General features: G+C 63.0%; 18 protein-coding genes. 16 read left to right on the top strand and 2 right to left on the bottom strand.

Annotation, left to right across the window (positions count from 1 at the left end):
- Positions 1-53 precede the first annotated feature (53 nt).
- From ASE26_RS12715 to ASE26_RS12695, 5 genes are read left to right on the top strand one after another with little or no spacing between them, the layout of a single operon-like run.
- Entirely contained in the window at positions 54-3542 is a 3489-nt protein-coding gene (locus ASE26_RS12715; RefSeq protein WP_057246356.1) for a response regulator, read from the top strand.
- Positions 3542-4372, top strand: coding sequence for a protein-glutamate O-methyltransferase CheR (locus ASE26_RS12710; RefSeq protein WP_055938724.1), 831 nt, complete (start codon positions 3542-3544; stop codon positions 4370-4372). The genes ASE26_RS12715 and ASE26_RS12710 overlap by 1 nt, the downstream gene beginning before the upstream one ends.
- Positions 4372-4977 (top strand): chemotaxis protein CheB, encoded by a 606-nt coding sequence (locus ASE26_RS12705; RefSeq protein WP_055938721.1) that lies wholly within the window; start codon positions 4372-4374, stop codon positions 4975-4977. Before ASE26_RS12710 ends, ASE26_RS12705 begins: the two co-directional genes overlap by 1 nt.
- On the top strand, positions 4977-6200 hold the full coding sequence (locus tag ASE26_RS12700) for a hybrid sensor histidine kinase/response regulator (RefSeq protein WP_055938718.1): 1224 nt from the start codon (positions 4977-4979) through the stop codon (positions 6198-6200). Before ASE26_RS12705 ends, ASE26_RS12700 begins: the two co-directional genes overlap by 1 nt.
- Before the next feature lie 51 nt (positions 6201-6251).
- Complete coding sequence (locus ASE26_RS12695; RefSeq protein ID WP_082507617.1) at positions 6252-6722, top strand: DUF2244 domain-containing protein; 471 nt, start codon at positions 6252-6254, stop codon at positions 6720-6722.
- On the opposite strand, the gene ASE26_RS12690 is transcribed toward ASE26_RS12695, so the two are convergent.
- A complete protein-coding gene (locus tag ASE26_RS12690) occupies positions 6719-7321 on the bottom strand; it encodes an OmpW family protein (RefSeq protein ID WP_055938712.1) in 603 nt (200 codons plus the stop codon). The two genes, ASE26_RS12695 and ASE26_RS12690, sit on opposite strands and share 4 nt — an antisense overlap.
- A gap of 169 nt (positions 7322-7490) precedes the next feature.
- Here ASE26_RS12690 and ASE26_RS12685 point away from each other — a divergent pair, with 169 nt between their 5' ends.
- The 11 genes from ASE26_RS12685 (at position 7491) to tssF (ending at position 19252) form a co-directional block, all read left to right on the top strand.
- Entirely contained in the window at positions 7491-7985 is a 495-nt protein-coding gene (locus tag ASE26_RS12685; RefSeq protein WP_055938709.1) for a (2Fe-2S)-binding protein, read from the top strand.
- Positions 7982-10168: a xanthine dehydrogenase family protein molybdopterin-binding subunit gene (locus ASE26_RS12680; protein ID WP_055938704.1), complete on the top strand. Its 2187-nt coding sequence runs from the start codon at positions 7982-7984 to the stop codon at positions 10166-10168. The genes ASE26_RS12685 and ASE26_RS12680 overlap by 4 nt, the downstream gene beginning before the upstream one ends.
- A 20-nt stretch (positions 10169-10188) precedes the next feature.
- Positions 10189-10632 carry a sulfur oxidation c-type cytochrome SoxX gene (soxX, locus tag ASE26_RS12675; protein WP_055938701.1) on the top strand — a complete coding sequence of 148 codons (444 nt, stop codon included), beginning with the start codon at positions 10189-10191 and terminating at the stop codon, positions 10630-10632.
- Positions 10629-11072 carry a SoxY-related AACIE arm protein gene (locus ASE26_RS12670; protein ID WP_055938698.1) on the top strand — a complete coding sequence of 148 codons (444 nt, stop codon included), beginning with the start codon at positions 10629-10631 and terminating at the stop codon, positions 11070-11072. Before soxX ends, ASE26_RS12670 begins: the two co-directional genes overlap by 4 nt.
- A gap of 1 nt (position 11073) precedes the next feature.
- Entirely contained in the window at positions 11074-11397 is a 324-nt protein-coding gene (soxZ, locus tag ASE26_RS12665; protein ID WP_055938695.1) for a thiosulfate oxidation carrier complex protein SoxZ, read from the top strand.
- A 143-nt stretch (positions 11398-11540) separates the two neighbouring features.
- A complete protein-coding gene (gene soxA, locus ASE26_RS12660) occupies positions 11541-12197 on the top strand; it encodes a sulfur oxidation c-type cytochrome SoxA (protein WP_200953872.1) in 657 nt (218 codons plus the stop codon).
- A complete protein-coding gene (locus ASE26_RS12655) occupies positions 12194-12496 on the top strand; it encodes a c-type cytochrome (protein ID WP_055938692.1) in 303 nt (100 codons plus the stop codon). The genes soxA and ASE26_RS12655 overlap by 4 nt, the downstream gene beginning before the upstream one ends.
- Positions 12497-12504: 8 nt before the next feature.
- Positions 12505-15399, top strand: coding sequence for a ligand-binding sensor domain-containing diguanylate cyclase (locus tag ASE26_RS12650; protein WP_162259171.1), 2895 nt, complete (start codon positions 12505-12507; stop codon positions 15397-15399).
- Positions 15400-15412: 13 nt separating this feature from the next.
- Complete coding sequence (locus ASE26_RS12645) at positions 15413-16678, top strand: NAD(P)/FAD-dependent oxidoreductase (RefSeq protein ID WP_055938686.1); 1266 nt, start codon at positions 15413-15415, stop codon at positions 16676-16678.
- 139 nt (positions 16679-16817) lie between these two features.
- Positions 16818-17573, top strand: coding sequence for a hypothetical protein (locus ASE26_RS12640; protein WP_057246355.1), 756 nt, complete (start codon positions 16818-16820; stop codon positions 17571-17573).
- 2 nt (positions 17574-17575) lie between these two features.
- Positions 17576-19252 (top strand): type VI secretion system baseplate subunit TssF, encoded by a 1677-nt coding sequence (gene tssF / locus ASE26_RS12635; protein ID WP_055938681.1) that lies wholly within the window; start codon positions 17576-17578, stop codon positions 19250-19252.
- 1 nt (position 19253) lies between these two features.
- Here the strand turns inward: tssF and ASE26_RS12630 are convergent, their stop codons facing one another.
- Complete coding sequence (locus ASE26_RS12630; protein WP_055938678.1) at positions 19254-20252, bottom strand: tetratricopeptide repeat protein; 999 nt, start codon at positions 20250-20252, stop codon at positions 19254-19256.
- Positions 20253-20282 lie beyond the last annotated feature (30 nt).

Below are 20282 nucleotides of genomic sequence, written 5' to 3'. Positions count from 1 at the left end.
GCTCCGCCGTAGGGGTACACTGGGATATTCCCGATGCCTGTCCGACCAATTCAATGCAAAGAAGTTCGACCATCGACGACCAGGGTTTTCGCCGCATCCTTAACCGCAACGTGAAGATCCCGCTGCTTGGCGGGATTGTTGCTGCCGGCATTTTCGTCGTGCTGTTCGCCTACCTGATGAGTACCTGGAGCGCAGTGGAATCCACCGAACGCGCGATCGGCAATGCGCAGGAATTGCGCAAACTGGCGGTCGATATGGAAAGCGGCATGCGCGGCTACCTGCTGACCGGGGATGACGCATTCCTCACGCCCTACGTCGCGGCCCGGCCGCGCTTTGAAGCGGCGACCGATTTCCTGTCCAATATCGTGTCGGATGACTCGACGCAGGTGGAACGCCTGAAGCACATCCGCGCCCAGCACCAGGCATGGCTGCGCGCCGCGGAGCAGATGATCGCCGCCCGCCGCCAGCAGGGCGATTACCTCGGCATGGTGCGCGCCGGAATGGGAAAGATACCGTTCGACGAGTTGCGAGAACAATTCCGGGCCTTCATAGAGCACGAGGAGCGCCAGAGGGCCACGCGCGGTGAAGCGGTACGCGTGGTGGGCTTCTGGACGGTGGCGATCTTCCTGGCAGTGAGCCTGACGGTCAGCTGCCTGCTGGCCTGGCTCGGGCGGCGCGATCTGCTGCGGCTGTCGGCGGTGTACCGCGACGCATTGCAGGAGCAGCACACGCATGCCTACCAGCTGCAGCACCAGGCCTGGCTGCGCGAAGGCCAGAGCCAGTTGGCCGAGCAGGGCATCGGGCAGATGACGCTGCCGCTGCTGTCGTCAACGCTGCTGCAGTTCATGGCGCGCTACCTGGATGTGGCGGTCGCCTCGTTCTATGTGGTGAAGCCGGACGGCTCGCTGGAACGCACGGCGGCGTATGGCTTCAGCCAGGAAGACGAAGCGAGGGGGCGCCAACTGCTGCCCGGCGAAGGATTGGTGGGGCAGGCGGCGCGCAGCCGGCGCGCGGTGCACCTGGGACAACTGCCGGAAGGGTACATCAAGGTGACCTCCTCGCTGGGCGATGGCATGCCCCATCAACTGGTGCTGGTGCCGGTGCACAGCGATGGCCGCGTGAACGGCGTGGTGGAGCTGGGCTTCATGCGCGAAGCGGGGCGGCGTGAGCTGGACTTCCTCGAACTGGTAGCGGCGAATATCGGCATGGCGATCGAGGCCACGGTCGCGCGCCAGCGCCTGGGCGAGGTGCTGGTGGAAACCCAGTCGCTGAACGAGGAGATGCAGGTACAGCAGGAGGAGCTGCGCACCGCCAACGAGGAACTGGAAGAGCAATCGCGCGTACTGGAGCGATCGCGGACCAGCCTGGAAATGCAGAAGCTGGAGCTGGAGCAGAGCAACGAAAAACTGGCAACCCAGGCGGAGATGCTGGACCAGCGCAATGCCGCGCTGGCGGCAGCGCGGGTCGATGTGGAAGCACGCGCGCGCGACCTGGAACGGGCCAGCGAATACAAATCGCAATTCCTGGCGAATATGTCGCACGAGCTGCGCACGCCCTTGAACAGTTCCCTGATCCTGGCCAAGCTGCTGGCCGATAACGCGCAGGGCAACCTGGACGAGGAGCAGGTGCGGTTTGCGCAAACCATCTACAACGCCGGCAATGACCTGCTGGCGCTGATCAACGATATCCTCGACATCTCCAAGGTGGAGGCGGGCAAGCTGGAACTGGCGCCGGAAGATGTGGTGCTGCAGCTGATGATCGATAACCTGCAGGCAGTATTTGCACCGTTGGCGCAGGAAAAGCACCTTGAGTTCGTCATTGATCTTTTGCCAGGCTTGCCGGAGAAGATCTATACCGACCGGCAGCGGCTGGAGCAGATCCTCAAGAACCTGTTGTCCAATGCGGTCAAATTCACTGATCGCGGCAAGGTAATCCTGCGCGTGTCGCCGGGCGAAGCAGGCTTGCTGCGCTTTGCAGTGATTGATACCGGCGTTGGCGTTCGGGCGGAGCAGCAGGGTGCGATCTTCGACGCCTTCCAGCAGGGCGATGGCACGCCAAGCCGGCGCTTCGGCGGGACCGGCCTGGGACTGTCGATTTCGCGCGACCTGGCCCGGCTGCTGGGCGGTGAGGTCGAGCTGTCCAGCGTTGAAGGGCAGGGCAGCACGTTCACCCTGCTGCTGCCGACGCAATGGGCGGTCGCCGCGCCGCAGGACGAGCTGCCGTCCAGCACGGTATTTTCCGTCCCGTCCGCCATGCCGGCGGACCCGCCGCCCGCGAGCGATCCATTGCCGGCCGCCGATGGCGCCGGCAATGCACTGCGCCCTTTCGAAGACGACCGCAGCGCCGCCGCCCCGCCGGAACGCAAAGTCCTGATCATCGAGGACGACCCCGCCTTCGCCCGCATCCTGTACGACCTGGCGCATGAAGCCAGCTACCGCGCCCTGGCCGCATTCACCGCCGAAGAAGGCCTGCAACTCGCCCAGGAGCAGCAGCCGCAGGCCGTGATGCTCGACATCCGCCTGCCCGACCGCTCCGGCCTGTCGGTGCTGCAGATGTTGAAGGACAACCCGCAGACCCGCCACATCCCGGTGCACGTGATCAGCGGCACCGACAACGGCGAGGCAGCCCTGCACCTGGGCGCCGTCGGCTACGTCCGCAAACCCGCCGGGCGCGAGGAACTGCTGGCCGCCTTCGACCGCCTGGAACGCCGCTTCACGCAAAAGATCAAGCACATCCTGCTGGTGGAAGACGACGAACGCCAGCGCGAAAGCATGGTCAAGCTGATCGAAGACGAAGACATCGACATTACCGCAGTCGCCAGCGGCGCCGAAGCGCTGGAACAGCTGCGCGCTACCGTCTTCGACTGCATGGTGATGGACCTGAAATTGCCCGACATGCAGGGCAGCGAACTGCTGCAACAGATGTCCCAGCAGGAAATCGCCAGCTTCCCGCCAGTGATTGTCTATACTGGACGCAACATGACGCGCGCCGAAGAAACCGAGCTGTCGAAATACTCGCGCTCCATCATCATCAAGGGCGCCCGTTCGCCCGAGCGCCTGCTGGACGAAGTGACGCTGTTCCTGCACAAGGTCGAGTCCCAGCTCTCCAGCGAGCGGCAAACCATGCTGAAGGCGGTACGCAGCCGCGACCGCGTGTTCGAAGGCCGCCGCATCCTGCTGGTGGATGACGACGTGCGCAACATCTTCTCCCTGACCAGCGCCATCGAGCAAAAGGGAGCCCTGGTGGAAATCGCCCGCAATGGCCACGAAGCCCTCGACAAGCTCGACACCGTGCCCGACATCGACCTGGTGCTGATGGACATCATGATGCCCGGCATGGACGGCCTGGAAGCCACGCGCCGCCTGCGCGCCGACCCGCGCTTCGTCCGCATGCCGGTGATTGCCATCACCGCCAAGGCCATGAAGGACGACCAGGAGCAATGCCTGGCCGCCGGCGCCAACGATTACCTGGCCAAGCCGATCGACCTGTCCCGCCTGTACTCGTTGCTGCGGGTGTGGATGCCAGCCATGGACACGGTGTGATGAGCGACGGGGCGCCTATCAGCAGCGTCGAAATCGAGCTGCGCATGTTGATGGAAGCGATCTTCCTGCGCTACAGCTACGACTTCCGCGACTACACCAGCGCCTCGCAAAAACGCCGCGTGCTGCACGCCATGAGCGAAATGGGCTGCGCCACCGTTTCGCAATTGCAGTCGCGTGTATTGCATGAAGCCAGCGCCTTCAGCCAGCTGCTGCAATACCTGACGATACCCGTCACGGAAATGTTCCGCGACCCAACCTACTACATCGGCCTGCGCGAGCACGTGATGCCCGTACTGGGCACCTACCCCTCGCTGAAGATCTGGGTGGCCGGCTGCAGCACCGGCGAAGAAGTGTTCTCACTCGCCATCCTGCTGAAGGAAGAAGGCCTGCTGGAGCGCAGCATCATCTACGCCACCGACATCAACCCGCAATCGCTGGAGAAGGCCAAGAAGGGCGTTTTTCCGCTGGAGAACATGCGCACCTACACCGCCAACTACCAGGCGGCAGGCGGCAAGCGCGCCTTCTCCGACTATTACACGGCCGCTTACAACGCCGCCCTGTTCGACCGCTCGCTGTGCGAGAACGTCACGTTCGCCGACCATAGCCTGGCCACCGATTCGGTGTTCGCCGAAACCCAATTCATCAGCTGTCGCAACGTGATGATCTACTTCAACAAGAAGTTGCAGGAGAGGGCGCTCGGGCTGTTCCACGAGTCGCTATGCCACCGCGGCTTCCTGGGTTTGGGGAGCAAGGAGAGCATCGACTTCTCCGCCTATGGACCGAGGTTTGAAGTGCTCGCCAGGCGCGATCGCCTGTTCAGGAAAAAATAATGCAAACCGACCCTTCGCTGGAACTGGCTGTGCAAGGCCGCACCACGGAGGCGGTCGTGATCGGCGCGTCGGCCGGCGGTGTGAATGCGTTGTTGCAGATGCTGCCGGCGCTGCCGCGCGGTTATCGCTTACCGATAGTCGTCGTGCTTCACGTAAAGAGTGGTAGGCAAAACCAGCTGGTGGAGGTATTCCAGCAAAAGGTCGCGCTACCCGTACGCGAAGCGGGCGACAAGGAGGACGTAATTCCAGGTACTCTCTATTTTGCACCGGCTGGTTACCACCTGCTGCTCGAGAACGACCGCAGCTTCTCGCTGAGTTGCGACGCCCCCCTGCATTTCACCCGGCCCGCCATCGACATCACCATGGAGACGGCGGCCGACGCCTACGGCGCCGGCCTGGCAGGCGTATTGCTGACGGGCGCCAATGAAGACGGCGCAGCGGGCATGGCGGCCATTGGCAGGGCCGGCGGCCTGACGGTCGTACAGGACCCGAACGAAGCAGAAATTGCAACCATGCCGCAGGAGGCGATCAACGCCCGCGCTCCCGACCTGGTGCTGCCGCTTGAGCAGATCAAGCAATTGTTGTTGATGCTGGAGACGCACTGATGGAACCGACCAATGTACTGCTGGTGGACGACCTGCCGGAAAACCTGCGCGCCCTGAATGCCCTGGTGCGCGCCGATGACCGCGTCATCTACCAGGCCCGCAACGGCGAAGAAGCGCTGGCCCTGCTGCTGGAACACGAATTCGCCCTCGCCATCGTGGACGTGCAGATGCCCGGCATGGACGGCTTTGAACTGGCGGAGCTGATGCGCGGCACCGGCAAGACCCGCCACATCCCCATCGTCTTCGTCAGCGCCGCCGGCAGGGAGTTGAACTACGCCTTCAAAGGCTATGAAGCAGGCGCGGTCGACTTCCTCTACAAGCCGCTGGATTCGGATGCGGTGAAAAGCAAGGTGAATGTCTTCGTCGACCTGTACCGGCAAAAGCAGGAAGTTCGGCAGATCGTTGAACAGCGCGAAGCCACGGTGCGTGAACTGAACGCCGTACAGCAGGAGCTGCAGCGCGCGCTGGAAATGCGCGACCAGTTCATGTCGATGGTGGCGCACGAACTGCGCACGCCGCTGAACACCCTCTACCTGGAAGCGCAGATGCGCAAGCTGCAGCTCGAGCGCGGCAACATGGACCACTTCGCGCCGGAGCAGCTGGAACGCATGGTGGCGCGCGACATGCGCCAGATCCACGCCATGGTGCGCCTGATCGACGACATGCTCGATGTATCGCGCATCCGCGCCGGCAAGCTCTCGATCCGCCCCGCACGCGTCGACCTGGAAGCGCTCTTGCAGCGCATCGTCGGCGACCTGTCGCACCACGCCGCCGACATGCAGAGCGAACTACGACTGTCGATCGTGCAGCCGGTAGCCGGGTGCTGGGATGAATTCCGCGTGGAGCAGGTAATCGTCAACCTGATCAACAACGCCCTGCGCTACGGCGGCGGCAAGCCGGTCGACGTACGCCTGCATGCCGACAGCGAGAATGCCCGCATCGAAGTGATCGACCAGGGCGTCGGCATCCCCGAAGAGGTGCTGCCGAAAATCTTCGAACCCTTCGAGCGCGGCAAAATGGAAGGCATGCCCGCGGGCTTAGGCCTGGGCCTCTACATCTCGCGCCAGCTCGCCGAGGCCCACGGCGGCACCCTCGTGGTCCGCAGCAAGTCCAACGAAGGCGCCACCTTCATCTTCACCTTGCCCCGCGCCGACGAAATGTCCAACCGGGGGTCAGGAACGAATGTGGACATTCTTAGCGAAAATGTCCACATTCTTTCCTGACCCCGAAGTGGACATTTTGCTTTTGGCAGCGAGTTGTGCCTAGAATGTCTCATGAACCGGGACTTGCTCAGCGAACGCAGGGAATGGCTTCTGCGGCGCAATTGCTCATTGTCGCCCCAGCAGATGGGGATGGCTTATGCCTTGATGTGCCTGTTCTCGTTTGCGGTCGCAACGGGCTTTGTGTTGATCGGCATGTGGCAGGTGCTTTTCTTCACCGTGCTGGAGATGACGGCCGTGGCGGCCGCTTTCCTTTACTTCGCTCGCCATGCCACGGACTATGAACACATCGTGCTCGCCAACGGCAAGCTGCTGGTGGAACAGGTCTCCGCCGGCAAGATGAGCGTGACGCAGCTCGAACTTTACTTCCTGCGGCTGCAAATGCCGGCCCGCTATGGCGACCTGATTCACCTTGAATCGAAAGGCGTGGCGGTCGATATCGGCTACTTCGCCACCGACCCGCGCCGCCGCGCGCTGGCCCAGGAGCTGCGCGCGGAAGTGCAGGGCGGACTGTTCAGCAATTAGAAGCGGTAGCCTACGCCCACGCCCAGCATTACAGGATCAACCTTTACCTTGCTGACCTTCACGCCCGCCAGCAGCACGTCGCTGCGGATCTGCACTTTCTTGATGTCCAGGTTGAGCGACCAGTTCTTGTCCAGCTTGTAATCCACGCCAGCCTGCAGGGCCAGGCCGAAGCTGTCATGCTCCAGGCTGCCCAGGCCGCCCAGCATCTTGTTCTTGGAGAAGGTGGTCCAGTTCACACCCACGCCAACGTACGGGCTGAACTGGGCGGACGGCATGAAGTGGTACTGCGCCAGCAGGGTCGGCGGCAGGTGCTTGAAGGTACCGATGGACTCGCCATCAATGTACACGTCATGCTTCTGCGGATAGGTCAGCACCAGCTCGGCGGAAATATTTGGGGTGAAGAAGTATGAAATATCCACTTCCGGAATGGTCTTGTTGCTGACGCTGATGAGGTCGGATGGTCCCACGCCGAGGATCGGATCGGACTTGTCCGCAGGGTTGATGTGCACGGCACGTGCGCGCACCTGCCAAGGGGTTTCCTGTGCCATTGCACCAAGCGCCACGCTACCCAGGACAACTGCCAAAATCGCTTTCTTCATTTCACTGCCTCTTTCGTTTGGTCATTGAGATTTGCTGACTGAAAGTGTATTGATGCGACGCAGCAAAATCTTTGACCTAAGTCAAAATTGCCCGAACGAACACAAGTTAGCTAAAACGGGAGTAATATTTCGCGGATTCACATCCCACCTATTCCCCCGGAGGCAGGACATGAAATTGCACGTCAATGGCCAGGTACGCGAGTTCGAGGCCGAAGAAGATACCCCGCTGTTGTGGGTGATCCGCGAACAGCTGGGACTCACCGGCACCAAATACGGCTGCGGCGTAGCGCAGTGCGGCGCCTGCACCGTGCACATTGACGGCGAACCGACGCGCAGCTGCGTGCGCCCTGTCTCCACCGTGACGGCCGGGCAGAAGATCGTCACCATCGAAGGCCTGGGCCTGGACGGCAGCCACCCGGTGCAAAAAGCCTGGGCCGCGCTGGATGTGCCGCAATGCGGCTTCTGCCAGTCCGGCATGATCATGGCCGCCGCCGCGCTGCTGAAACAGAAGAAGAACCCGACCGACGCCGATATCGACGCCGCCATGACCAACATCTGCCGCTGCGGCACCTATAACCGCGTGCGCAAGGCGATCCACGTGATTGCCAAAGGCGGCGACGTGAAGACCGCAGGCCTGGACATCGTGGAAGGGAGCAAAGCATGAGCGGCATGACCCGTCGTGGTTTCATCGGCCGCTCGCTGGGCGCCACCGCAGGCCTGATGTTCGGCTTCCACATCCCGTTCGCAGAAGCGCAGCAGGCGCCAACCGCTGCCGCTCCCGACGCGCCTGAAATCAACGCCTGGGTCGTCGTCAAACCGGACGACACCATCGTGGTCCGCATCGCCCGCTCCGAAATGGGCCAGGGCACGCTGACCGGCCTGGCGCAGCTGGTGGTGGAAGAACTGGACGGCGACTGGAGCAAGGTCACCACCGAATACCCCTCGCCCGGCCGCCAGCTGGCGCGCAACCGGGTGTGGGGCAGCTTCTCCACCGGCGGCAGCCGCGGCGTGCGCGAATCGCACGAATACGTGCGCAAGGGCGGCGCCGCAGCCCGCACGATGCTGGTGCAGGCCGCAGCTACCCAATGGGGCGTGCCCGCGAATGAATGCGTGGCCGCGAAAAGCGTGATCACCCACACGCCAACCGGCCGCGCGCTCACCTACGGAAAAGTCGCCGACGCCGCCGGCAAGCTGCAGGCACCCGCCGCCGCCGACATCAAGCTGAAAGACCCGAAAGACTGGAAGCTGGCCGGCAAGCGCCTGGCGCGCCTGGACACGGTCGACAAGACCACCGGCAAGCAGATCTACGGCATGGACTTCAAGCTGCCGGGCATGCTGAACGCCGCTATCAAGGACTGCCCGGTCTTCGGCGGCAAGGTGAAGAGCTTTGACGCTGCAGCTATCGCCAGCAAGCCCGGCGTGAAAAAAGTACTGCAGGTAGGCGACAGCGCAGTGGCTGTGGTGGCCGACACCTGGTGGCGCGCCCGCAGCGCCCTCGATGCCTTGCCGATCGAATGGGACAAAGGCCCCAACGCCGGCATGAACAGCAAGGACACCGCCGCCTGGATCAAGGCAGGCCTGGACGCACCCGAAGCCGCAGTCGGCAACAGCAACGGCGACGCCAAAGCCGCCCTGGCCAGCGCCCACCGCAAAATCGAAGCCGTCTACAGCTACCCGCACCAGAACCACGCCACGATGGAGGTGATGAACGCCACCGCCGTGTGGACGCCCGAGCGCTGCGACGTCTGGACACCAACGCAGAACGGCGAAGCCGCCTTGGCCGCCACCAGCGAGGCCGCCGGCCTGCCGCTGGCCAAATGCGACGTGACGAAATTGCACCTCGGCGGCGGCTTTGGCCGCCGCGGCGCCACGCACGACTGGGTGACGCAGGTCGTGAAGATCGCCAAGGAAATGCCCGGCACACCGATCAAGTTGATCTGGACCCGCGAAGAAGACATGCAGCACGGCCGCTACCACCCGGTCAGCCAATGCAAACTGACCGCAGGCCTGGACGCAAAAGGCGAGGTGACCGCACTGCACATGCGCATTGCCGGCCAGTCGATCCTGGCCGCGCTGTTCCCGCAGAACGTCAAGGACGGCAAGGATCCCGCAGTCTTCCAGGGCCTTAACCCGCCCGGCCCGGAAGCTTCGTTCGGCTACACCATCCCGAACCTGCTGATCGACCACGCCATGCGCAACCCCGCCGTGCCGCCAGGCTTCTGGCGCGGCGTGAACCTGAACCAGAACGCGATCTACGTCGAATGCTTCATCGACGAAATCGCCCACGCCACGAAGCAGGACCCGCTTGCCCTGCGCCGCAAGCTGATGAAAGACAGCCCGAAACACCTGGCGGTCCTCAACGCAGCGGCCGAGAAAGCCGGCTGGAGCAAGCCACCGAAGAAAGGCATCTACCGCGGCATCGCCCAGACCATGGGCTTCGGCAGCTACGTCGCCGCCGTGGCCGAAGTCTCGGTCAGCAAAGACGGCAAGCTGAAGATCCACCGCATCGTCGCCGCCACCGATCCCGGCCACGCAGTGAACCCGCAACAGATCGAAGCGCAAGTGGAAGGCAGCTTCGTCTACGGCCTGAGCGCCGCCTTGTACGGCGAGATCACCATCAAGGACGGCCAGGCCGAGCAAACCAACTTCGACACCTACAACGTGCTGAAGATGGACGAAATGCCGAAAGTCGAAACGGTCGTCATGCCAAGCGGCGGCTTCTGGGGCGGAGTAGGCGAGCCAACAATCGCCGTAGCCGCCCCCGCAGTGCTGAACGCCATCTTCGCCGCCACCGGAAAACGCATCCGCGACCTCCCGCTAAAAAACCACAGCCTGAAAAAGGCATAGAAAGAGGCGAGGCGCCCCAAATGCCGCCAGTCCGCGCCCTTCGCTCAGACGGTGTCAGACCCTTGGGTCTGACACCGGTTTACCGGTTTCTGCTAGCGTCAGCCATAACAATAGCCCCCGCCCACGCCCAACCAGGCAACCCCGACACCGGCCGCGCCATAGTCGCCAACCGCCAGCTAGGCCTCTGCCTCCTCTGCCACCCCGCCCCCATCCCCGAGGAGCGCTTCCAAGGCAACCTGGCCCCCGACCTGGCAGGCGTAGGCGACCGCTACACCCCCGCCCAGCTCCGCCAGCGGATAGCCGACAGCAGCGCAATCAACCCCGGCACCATCATGCCCGCGTACCGCAAAACCACCGGCCTGACACGCGTAGCGCCATCGCACCGCGACAAACCCATCCTCACCGAGCAGCAAGTGGAAGACGTAGTCGCCTACCTCGCCACCCTGCGCGAAGAAAACAAATGACCACCCGCCGCCAACTCCTAGCCGCGCTCCCCCTGCTGGCCCTGGTTCGCCCAGCCCAGGCCACGCCCGCCGAGATGACAGCCGCCATCGGCGCCTACACCAACAACGCCAGGATCCAGCGCGCCCGCGTACAGATCGACATCGCAACCTTGATCGACAACGGCAACGCAGTCCCCGTCACCGTGCGCGTCGACAGCCCCATGACCGAGCAATCCCACGTCACCGACATCGCCATCTTCAACGAAAAGAACCCTTTGCCCGACGTGGTCCGCTTCAAGCTGACACCCTTGGCCGGCAAGCCAGAAATCAGCACCCGCATCCGCCTCGCCACCAGCCAGACGCTCACCGCAATCGCCCGCACCAGCGACGGCCAATGGTGGCAGCAGACAGTCGACGTGATCGTGGCGTTGGCCGCCTGCGTCGAAGGCGAGGCAATCTGACATGGCCAGCGCCCTGATCCACATGCCCGCCACCGCCAAGCCCGGCGAAGTGATCGAAGTGCGTGCCCTGATCGCCCACACAATGGAAACAGGCTTCCGCCCCGGCCCCGACGGCAAGCTCCTCCCGCGCGACATCATCCGCAAATTCGAATGTCGCTACAACGGCAAAACGGTCATCAGCACCGAGCTGCACCCCGCGATGAGCGCCAACCCCTACATCGCCTTCTTCATCAAGGCCACGGCCAGCGGCCCCCTGGAATTCACCTGGACCGGCGACAACGCCTTCACCCAGACCGAAAAAAAGCAGCTGACAGTGCAACAATGAGAACCGCCGTCCTCCTGCTAGCGCTAATAAGCACCACCACCCTCGCCGCAGACAGGGTCAGACCCTATGGGTCTGACCCAGGTTTACCGGTTTTAAACGAGCGCAAATCCGGCGCCGAATACATGTCCCCCGCCACGCAAGTAATGCAACGCGACGACACCCAAAACCCCGCCATGCTCTGGGTCGCCAACGGAGAGGTACTCTGGCGCACCGCGCCAACCGATGGCAACGGCAAATCCTGCGCCACCTGCCACACCAACGCCCAAACCACCATGCGCGGCAAAGCCACAGGTTTCCCCCGCTTCAGCAAGTCGGCCGGCAAAGTCATCACCCTCTCCGGCCAGATCAACCAATGCCGCACCGGCGCCCAGCAAGCAAGCCCACTGAAGCCCGAATCCCAAGACCTGCTAGCCCTCGAAACCTACATCGCCCTGCAAAGCCGCGGCATGCCCCTAAGCCCCGCAACCGACAAGGAAACAAAACAGTCCGCAGCAAGAGGCCAGCAACTCTTCACCACCCGCATCGGCCAGCTGAACCTCAGCTGCGCCCAATGCCACGACAACAACGCAGGCAAGCGCCTGGCCGGCGCCCTGATCCCCCAAGGCCACGCCAACGCCTACCCCATCTACCGCCTTGAATGGCAAGGCGTAGGAAGCCTGCAACGCCGCCTGCGCAACTGCATGAGCGGCGTACGAGCCGAAGTCCCACCCTACGGTGCCCCCGACCTGGTAGACCTGGAAGCCTACCTCGCCCACCGCGCCCAAGGCATGCCCCTAGAAACCCCAGGAGTACGACCATGAAGACAATCGCCGCCCTGGCGCTCGCGCTGTCCACCACGCTCCCCGCCGCATCCGCAGACGCCATCCAGCCCGGCGCACGCCTTGCCGCAAGCTGCACCGGCTGCCACGGTACCAACGGCGCCACCCAAGGCAAAGCGCTACCTCCCTTGGCCGGACAGCCCAAAGACCAACTCCTGGCCGCGCTAAAAGACTTCAAGACCGGCAAACGCCCCGCCACCATCATGACCCAGCTAACCAAAGGTTACACTGACGACCAATTGGAAATAGTGGCAGCGTACTTCGCCGCCCAGAAAAAATAGAAATGCGATTGAAACTGCTCCAAAGCTTGCTTGCGGCCGTATTGGGTATGGCGACGCTTGACGCCAGCCCCCAGCACATCCCTTTACAACACTTTGGACAGAGCGAAGGCCTCGGCAACCTCTCCGTCACGGCACTGAGCCAGGACGCCAGCGGCTACCTCTGGGCAGGCAGCGAAAATGGCCTGTTCCGCTACAACGGCGCCCACTTCCGCCGCTACGGCATCACGCAAGGAATGACGGACCCCTTCGTCACCGCCCTGCACAGCAGCAGTACCGGCGCGCTATGGATCGGCAACCACGAAAACCTGTACCGCCTGAACCAGGGCCGCCTGACGCCCGTGTTGTGGAACGGCGAGAAGATCCCCGTCTGGCCCTACCAGCCCATGGCTGAAGGCACCGGCGGCGACCTGCTGCTGGCAAGCGAAGGCCGCCTGCTCGTCATCACCGCAAAAGGCGACAGCACCAGCGTCCGCCATTACTTCGACCAGGCCACGCTCAGGGCCCACCCGGAACTGCAAGCCGTGCGCAGTGTTTACGCCGACAGCAAAGGCACCCTGTGGCTGGCCTGCGAAGCATCCCTGTGCCAGGCCAGCGAAGGCCGCATCCGCGTGCTGGGCGAAGCAGAAGGGCTGCCGCACGACGAATGGAGCAGTATCGCCATCGACAAGGACGGTAACCTGTGGACCCGCAGCGCCCAGCGCATCTTCACGCTGCCCAAAGGCGCCAACCGCTTCGAAGACCGCACACCCCCGCAAGACATGATGCGCAAGCACATGCTGCGCAGCGAGCTGCATATCGACGACAACGGCAACGTGCTCACCAACGCCGACCCCGGCCTGCTGCGCTGGCGCCAGGGCCGCTGGGAAGCTTACGGCAAAGAGAACGGCCTGGCCGCCGGCGGCGGCATCACCGCCGTCCTGCACGACCAGGGCCACGGCACCTGGCTGGCAACGCGCGGCCGCGGCCTGCAGCACTGGCTAGGCTACGGCAACTGGGAAAACTGGACCGCCCAGCACGGCCTGCCCGACGACGTGATCATCTCGGCCCTGCGCGACCGCCGGGGCGCCATGCACATCGGCACCCGCAACGGCCACGCCATGATGGCGCCCGGCGCCAACAAGTTCACCACCCCAAGCACGCCGCCGGCATTGGCCAGCCAGCAATGGGCCAGCATGGACATGGACCGCAGCGGCAGGCTATGGGCCGGCAGCTACTCCGGCATGCTGATGCGTTACCTGCCGGACAGCGGCAAGACGGAACTGGTCGCCAAGCTGCCCTTCATCACGCAAGTACTGGCCGACCGCAACGACCAGATGTGGCTGACAACCTGGAAAGGCGTCTACGTCCTCCCCGCCAGCGCGCCCACCGGCACGCAGCCGCAACTGGTGAAGATGCCCGAAACAGCAGGCCGCCACCCAGAAAACCCGGTCGGCGCAGGCTGCATGGACCAGCAAGGCCACCTGTGGCTGCCCAGCGTAACCGACGTGCTGCACTACGACGGCAAGGCATGGCAAGTACTGCCCCTGGGGGACACGGTAGGCAAAGCCACCTTCGACGGCATCGCCTGTTCGCGCGACGGCAAGCTATGGGCCGCCGCCGGTGGAGCCCTGTGGCAGATGACTACGCAAGGCAAGCCACGCGCCACCCGCATCGAAGCGCCAGTACTGCGCGAGCGCAGCGTCTACGCCATGGTTGAAGACAGCCGCGGCTGGCTCTGGGTCGCCACCGGCGCCGGCATGGCGGTCTGGAACCGCGAGCGCTGGCGCATGCTGAACCAGACCCACGGCCTGGCATGGAACGACTTGAACGGCATTGGCTTCTACGAAGACCAGGACGGCTCGATGTGGGTCACCACCAGCAACGGCCTATCGCACCTGCTGCACCCCGAAACCCTGTTCGACACCGGCGCGCCGCCCGTCGTGATTGAAGAAGCCAGGCGTGGCAGCACCGAGCTCGCGCCAGGCGCAGCGCGCCTGCCATGGTCACGCGAACCGCTGGTCTTCCGCCTGGCCAGCCTGCAATTCGAAGGCCGCCAGGGCCTGCACTACCGCTACCGCCTGGCCGGCCTGGAAGACCAATGGAACGACTCCGCCCAGCCGGAAATGCGCTACGCAGCCCTGCCGGGCGGCGATTACCGCTTCCAGGCCGTGGCAGTGGATGCCGACAGCGGCATCCAGTCCAAGCCCGCCGAACTCGCATTCTCCATCGCACCGCCATGGTGGCGCAGCTATCCCTTCTACGTGCTGTGCGCCGCCGGTATTACGCTTGGCTTCCTGCTATTCCACCGCATGCGCCTGCTGGTCCACAAACGCCGCGAAGCGGAACTGGAAGTGATGGTGCAGGAACGCACCCGCGCCCTTGAAGAAGCGCAGGAAGCCCTGAAAGTACGCGCCTTGAAGGACGCCCTCACACGCACCTGGAACCGCGGCGCAATGATGGAAATCCTCGAGCGCGAAATCGGCAAGAGCCAGCGCACCGGCGAAAGCTTCGTGCTGGTCCTGCTCGACCTGGACAAATTCAAGAACATCAACGACACGCACGGCCACCTGGCCGGCGACGCCGTGCTGGTGGAAACCTCCCGCCGCCTGATCGCCACCGTGCGCACCTACGACTCCGTTGGCCGCTACGGCGGCGAAGAATTCCTCGTACTGCTGCCAGGCCTGTCGCTGCCGGCCGGCGCCAACCGCATCGAAGCCCTGCGCCATGCCATCCGCAGCGAGCCGGTAGACATTGGCGCCGACGCCGGCCTGCCGGTCACCGCCAGTTTCGGCGCAGTCGTCTTCAAGCCGCATAGCCAAGCCACCGCCACCGACCTGCTGCACCAGGCAGACCTGGCCCTGTATCGATCGAAGAACGAAGGCCGCGATCGCATCAGCTACGCGGACGAGACAATGCAAACCTGACCAAGGAGGCACCATGGAGCGTCGAACATTCGTGCAAGCAGCCGCAATCCTCGCAGCTACCACCGGCTGCGCCAGCATCGGCGGCCGCGCCCAGGCCCATGTGGTCGTGGTCGGCGGCGGCTACGGCGGCGCCACCGCCGCCAAGTACGTACGCCTGTGGAGCCAGGGCAGCATCGACGTCACCCTGATCGAACCGAGTGCCAACTTCGTCAGCTGCCCGCTCTCCAACCTCGTGCTGGGCGGCTCACGCCAGCTGCAAGACCTGACCCGCAGCTATGACGACCTGCAACGCAAGCACGGCGTAAAGATCCTGCACGACAGCGCCTCCAGCATCGACCCCGAAAAGCGCACGATCAAGCTGTTAAGCGGCGAAGTACTCAGCTACGACCGCCTGATCCTCAGTCCCGGCATTGAATTCCTGTGGAGCGAACTGCCCGGCATGAGCGTAGAAGGTGCACAAGACAAGATCCTGCACGCCTGGAAAGCCGGCCCGCAGACCACAGCCCTGCGCGCCCAGCTCGAAGCCATGCACGACGGCGGCGTATTCGCCATGACTGTACCGCCCGCGCCATACCGCTGCCCACCGGGCCCGTACGAACGCGTATGCCAGGTAGCCCACTACTTCAGCCAGCACAAGCCGAAATCCAAAGTCCTCCTGCTCGACGCCAACGAAGACGTGGTCAGCAAAGGCCCGCTGTTCAAGAAAGTCTGGAAAGAGCGCTACGCCAGCATCATCGAATACCGTCCCAGCTTCAAGACTGTCGACGTAGACGTAGCCGCCCGCACCGCCGTCTCCGAACTGGGCGACAAAGTAAAAGCCGACGTGCTGAACGTAGTACCACCCCAGCGCGCCGGCGCCATCGCCGCACAGACCGGCCTGGCCAACATGAACAAACGCTGGTGCGAAGTCGACTTCATCACCTTCGAATCCACGCAAGCGAAAAACATCCACGTGATCGGCGACGCCATCCAGGGCTCCCCCCTGATGCCCAAGTCCGGCCACATGGCCAACCAACACGCCAAGGTCTGCGCCGCCGCCGTAGTCGACCTGCTAAGCGGCCGCGCGCCCGAACAATCACCGCTGCTCACCAACACCTGCTACAGCTACGTAAGCGACAAAGACGTCATCCACGTCGCCAGCGTGCACGCCTACAACGCCGAAAAGAAAACGCTGCTCGTCGTCCCGGGCAGCGGCGGCGTCAGTCCCGGCCCCACCGAGCTCGAAGGCCACTACGCCAACAGCTGGGCCCAAAACATCTGGAACGACATCCTTTCCTGAAAAAATGTCCACCTCGGGGTCAAGAACCGAAGTGGACATTTTCCGCAACGCAGCTCGCTGGACCTTTGTCTCATCTCAAAGAGTGCCGAACTCTTGAGTGCCACCATGAGCAGGCTTATCCCTGCCTAATGGTGACCCCATGCCACAATCCGCTGCGTCGCAAAGCCCGAACCTCTGGCACATGTCAGCCCTGGTCTGGGGCACCTCCCTCTTGCTTATATCGCTGTTCGCGATGCCGATCAGCCTTAACCCGCTGGGCATACGCCTGCAACTCTGCCTGACAGCTGCCCATATCGGCGGCGTGTTCTACCTGTGGCGGCTTGCCGCAAAGCGTGGCAACCCCGAACGCCTGATCGACATCGCCATCATCACGCTGGTGTTTATCTACTTCGTACCATTGTGCATGTTCATCGCGCCCGTGATCGTGTTAGCGGCATACGCCATGCCGGAGAATAACTGGGTACCCGTCGTCGCCATGATGATGCTTTGTTCAGCCATCCTCACCATCGTGCGTCTCTGGACCACTGCAACCGACAAGCACACCGGCCACCGCTTCGAAATATGGCTGGCAGAGGAACTGAAGGGCGACACGATCAGGACCAATTCAATCAGTGTGTTGTTAAGCCATGTGGGGCGCCACACCACGGAGCCAAGCCGCATCGATGGATGGTCAATGGTCGCCGCCATAGCGACCGGCCTGCCGATCCTCACCGCCGATATCGCCTACGATAGCTGCAGCGGCAGCCTTGCCATTTGTGCGTTGGCCGCCACACCATTGGCCATGCATGCTTTCTCCCGACTGGTGGTGCGCGCCTATTTGTGGATATTCCGCCTGCACCGGTTCGAGCGTGAAACAGGCCTCAAGATTGTCGTCAACCTGCGCAATGAAAAATAGCCATGGACAAGCTCCTGCATTTCTACGAACAAGAGCTGGGCCGCCTGCGCCAGGCAACGCGAAAGTACGCTGAAGCCCACGCCAGCACCGCCGCTGCGCTGGAGCTTGGGCCGGACGCCAGCACTGATCCGGAAGTCGAGCGCCTGCTGCAATCAGTAGCGCTGCTCAACGCAGCCACCCAGCAACTGATCGAAGACGGACGCAGCGACTTCCACAAAGCGCTGCTGCAAACTCTCCAGCCGCACTGCCTGCGCAAGATGCCCGCATGCGGCATCGTCCAGGTCGACACATCGGCCGCGCGTCCCAATGAAATCAGCGCGGTAAGCAGCCTGCCGCGCGGCACGATCCTGCGCTCGGGCTCAAGCAGGTTCGTCACCACCGGAGATATCTGCATCGCTCCACTCGTCATTTCCGAAGCTAAATTCCAGCCAACACTCGACGTGCCAGCGACATTGCGCCTTCCACGCGAATCCACTTCGTCGCTTTGCATCAGCCTTGAGTCGACCGCCAGCAACACCTCGTTCGACAAGCCCCCCACATCAAGGTTCAGAATATGGGTGGATGGCGAATCTGGGCTGCGCGCAGCACTGCTCGACGCCATCCTGCTGCAAAGCCAATGCGTTTGCATCGAAGCGGGTGCCAGCTGGAACGTATTGGAGAATTCGCCCTTCACCCCAGCGGGGGCCAGCATCGAAGATTGGCTTCTGCCGTACCACGCCGGCCAGCAAAGCCCGCGGCTGCTGACGGAATTTTTCCACATGCCGCAAAAATTCGACTTCCTCCACCTCGACCTGCAAGCGCTATCCGCACACTGCCCGCCCGGGTGCAAACGCATCACGCTGCACATCATCCTGCCGGCCTTCGATCAGCGGCTTCGCCACGCCGACGCGACAAACTTCCGGCTGTCCTGCGCACCGGTCATCAACCTTTTCCCGCAAGCCGCCGCACCAATCCGTATGGATGGCCGAAGCGAAGCCTACCCGGTCACGCCAAGCCAGCCCGGCCTGGTCATCCACCGCATAGACAAGGTCTCGCTCATGAACCGCAGTGGTGACCGCCTTCTGCCCCCGTTTCACGGCACAGAACACACGGGCTTCGGCCCCTACTGGCAACTGGACGAAAGCGAGGGATTCGCCCTGAACTTCGTAGACCGTGAGCAGCGACCCGCCAGGCTCGAAACAGGAACGATCTCCGTGCAGCTCACTTGTACAAATGCGGAACCGCCGCAAGCCGGCTCCAGGCTGACGACAGAAGCAATTACCGGCGGCTTCCCCATCCGCTTCATGCACGGCCCAGCCGCTGGACGCAGTCTCTCCAACCCGCGCGCCCAATGCGAAAGTCTCTACGCGGACGGTACTACACTGCCAGCTTTGCGCGAGCTTTTGCAGCTCCACGGTTGCCCCTATGCCGAAAGCATGAAAGCCCTGGCCACCAAACCCACCACCGCCTGGCTGAATCACCCCATGGGACGGATCCATATGCACGGCACAGAATTCACTTTGCTGGTCGACCAAGGCGCCTTGAGCGGGCATAGCATCCGCATGTTCGCCGAAATACTGCTTGCCACACTGGCGGACAAGCTGCGCGAAAACCGCTTCGCCAAGCTCCGTATCGCCACCGAGACTGGCCACGTGCTTTGCCAGGCAGGCCCGCAAGCGGGAACGCGCCCGCTCGCATGAATCAGCTATAGACCTGCCACGGCCACTCCATGCCGCCGTCTCCATTGGCCCTGCGCCGCATAATCTCGCTCGATAGCTTGTCATCAATGGCTGTAAGCAGTTCCCGATACTGCGCAACCTGCCAATCCGGCTGCGGCACGCGGAGATCAATGGAGCGCTGCTCCCTGCACGCCATCATCTTTGCCCGCTCCGCCAGGACAGCTGACTGGTTAAAGAGCCAGTAAAGGAAGCGCTGCGCCTCCACACCGTCCTCCCAGATCGCGCCATAAGAACCGAGGTACAGCTTGGCCAGCGGAGGCTTTTCATTTGGCCAGAAATGTGTGACCGGATAAGGATTCGGCTGATACCCGTAGAAGATCATCTCTGCGATATACGGATTGATCGCAATGCCGCGCCGGAAAGCAGTCGCCGCCTCAACCAGCCTTTCCTGCTGAAACAGGCTTATCCCAAGCTCGTAGAAGTAGGGCGCGTATTCTTCTCCATGCTCGTTAAAGCAGGCATGCGCCTTATCATGCTCGCCGGCCCGCAGCAAAGCATGCCCGATCACGAAACGCACGCCGCAACTATCGTCGGGATCCGCGCGCTGAACCAACTTGCACCAGTCCGTAGCCTTGTCATACTTTTTGTCGGCAACGTAGCAAAGCAGGACAGTCTTCAACAATGCCAGGTAAGGCCGGTTCCCATCGTGATGCCACGGGAACGGCCCCGCGAAGTCGTCCGGAATCATGCCGTGCACGGCCGCCATCCCTCGCACCGCAGTATCAAGAGCCTTTGCGTGCTTGCCTTTTGAAAAATGGATCGTGGCGAGGATATGGTAGGGCCGCAGCAGCGGACGAAAGTCGCGGATCATGGATTCGCAGAGGGCGGCCATGCGTTTCTGCTGGATCCGCCCATCTTCGAAGGCCTCTACCAGCCGGTCGAATTCATCGGATGTTTCTTGCGAGCCTGGCGCGGTAAAGACAAACGCCCCGGACTTGTCTGCAAATACCTTGAATTCCATGGCTGGCTCCCCTGATCGGATGTGAACCCG

It is taken from the genome of Duganella sp. Root198D2 (genome assembly GCF_001428585.1).
GTDB lineage: Bacteria > Pseudomonadota > Gammaproteobacteria > Burkholderiales > Burkholderiaceae_D > Rugamonas.
This window is presented reverse-complemented; position numbering and strand designations above follow the sequence as displayed.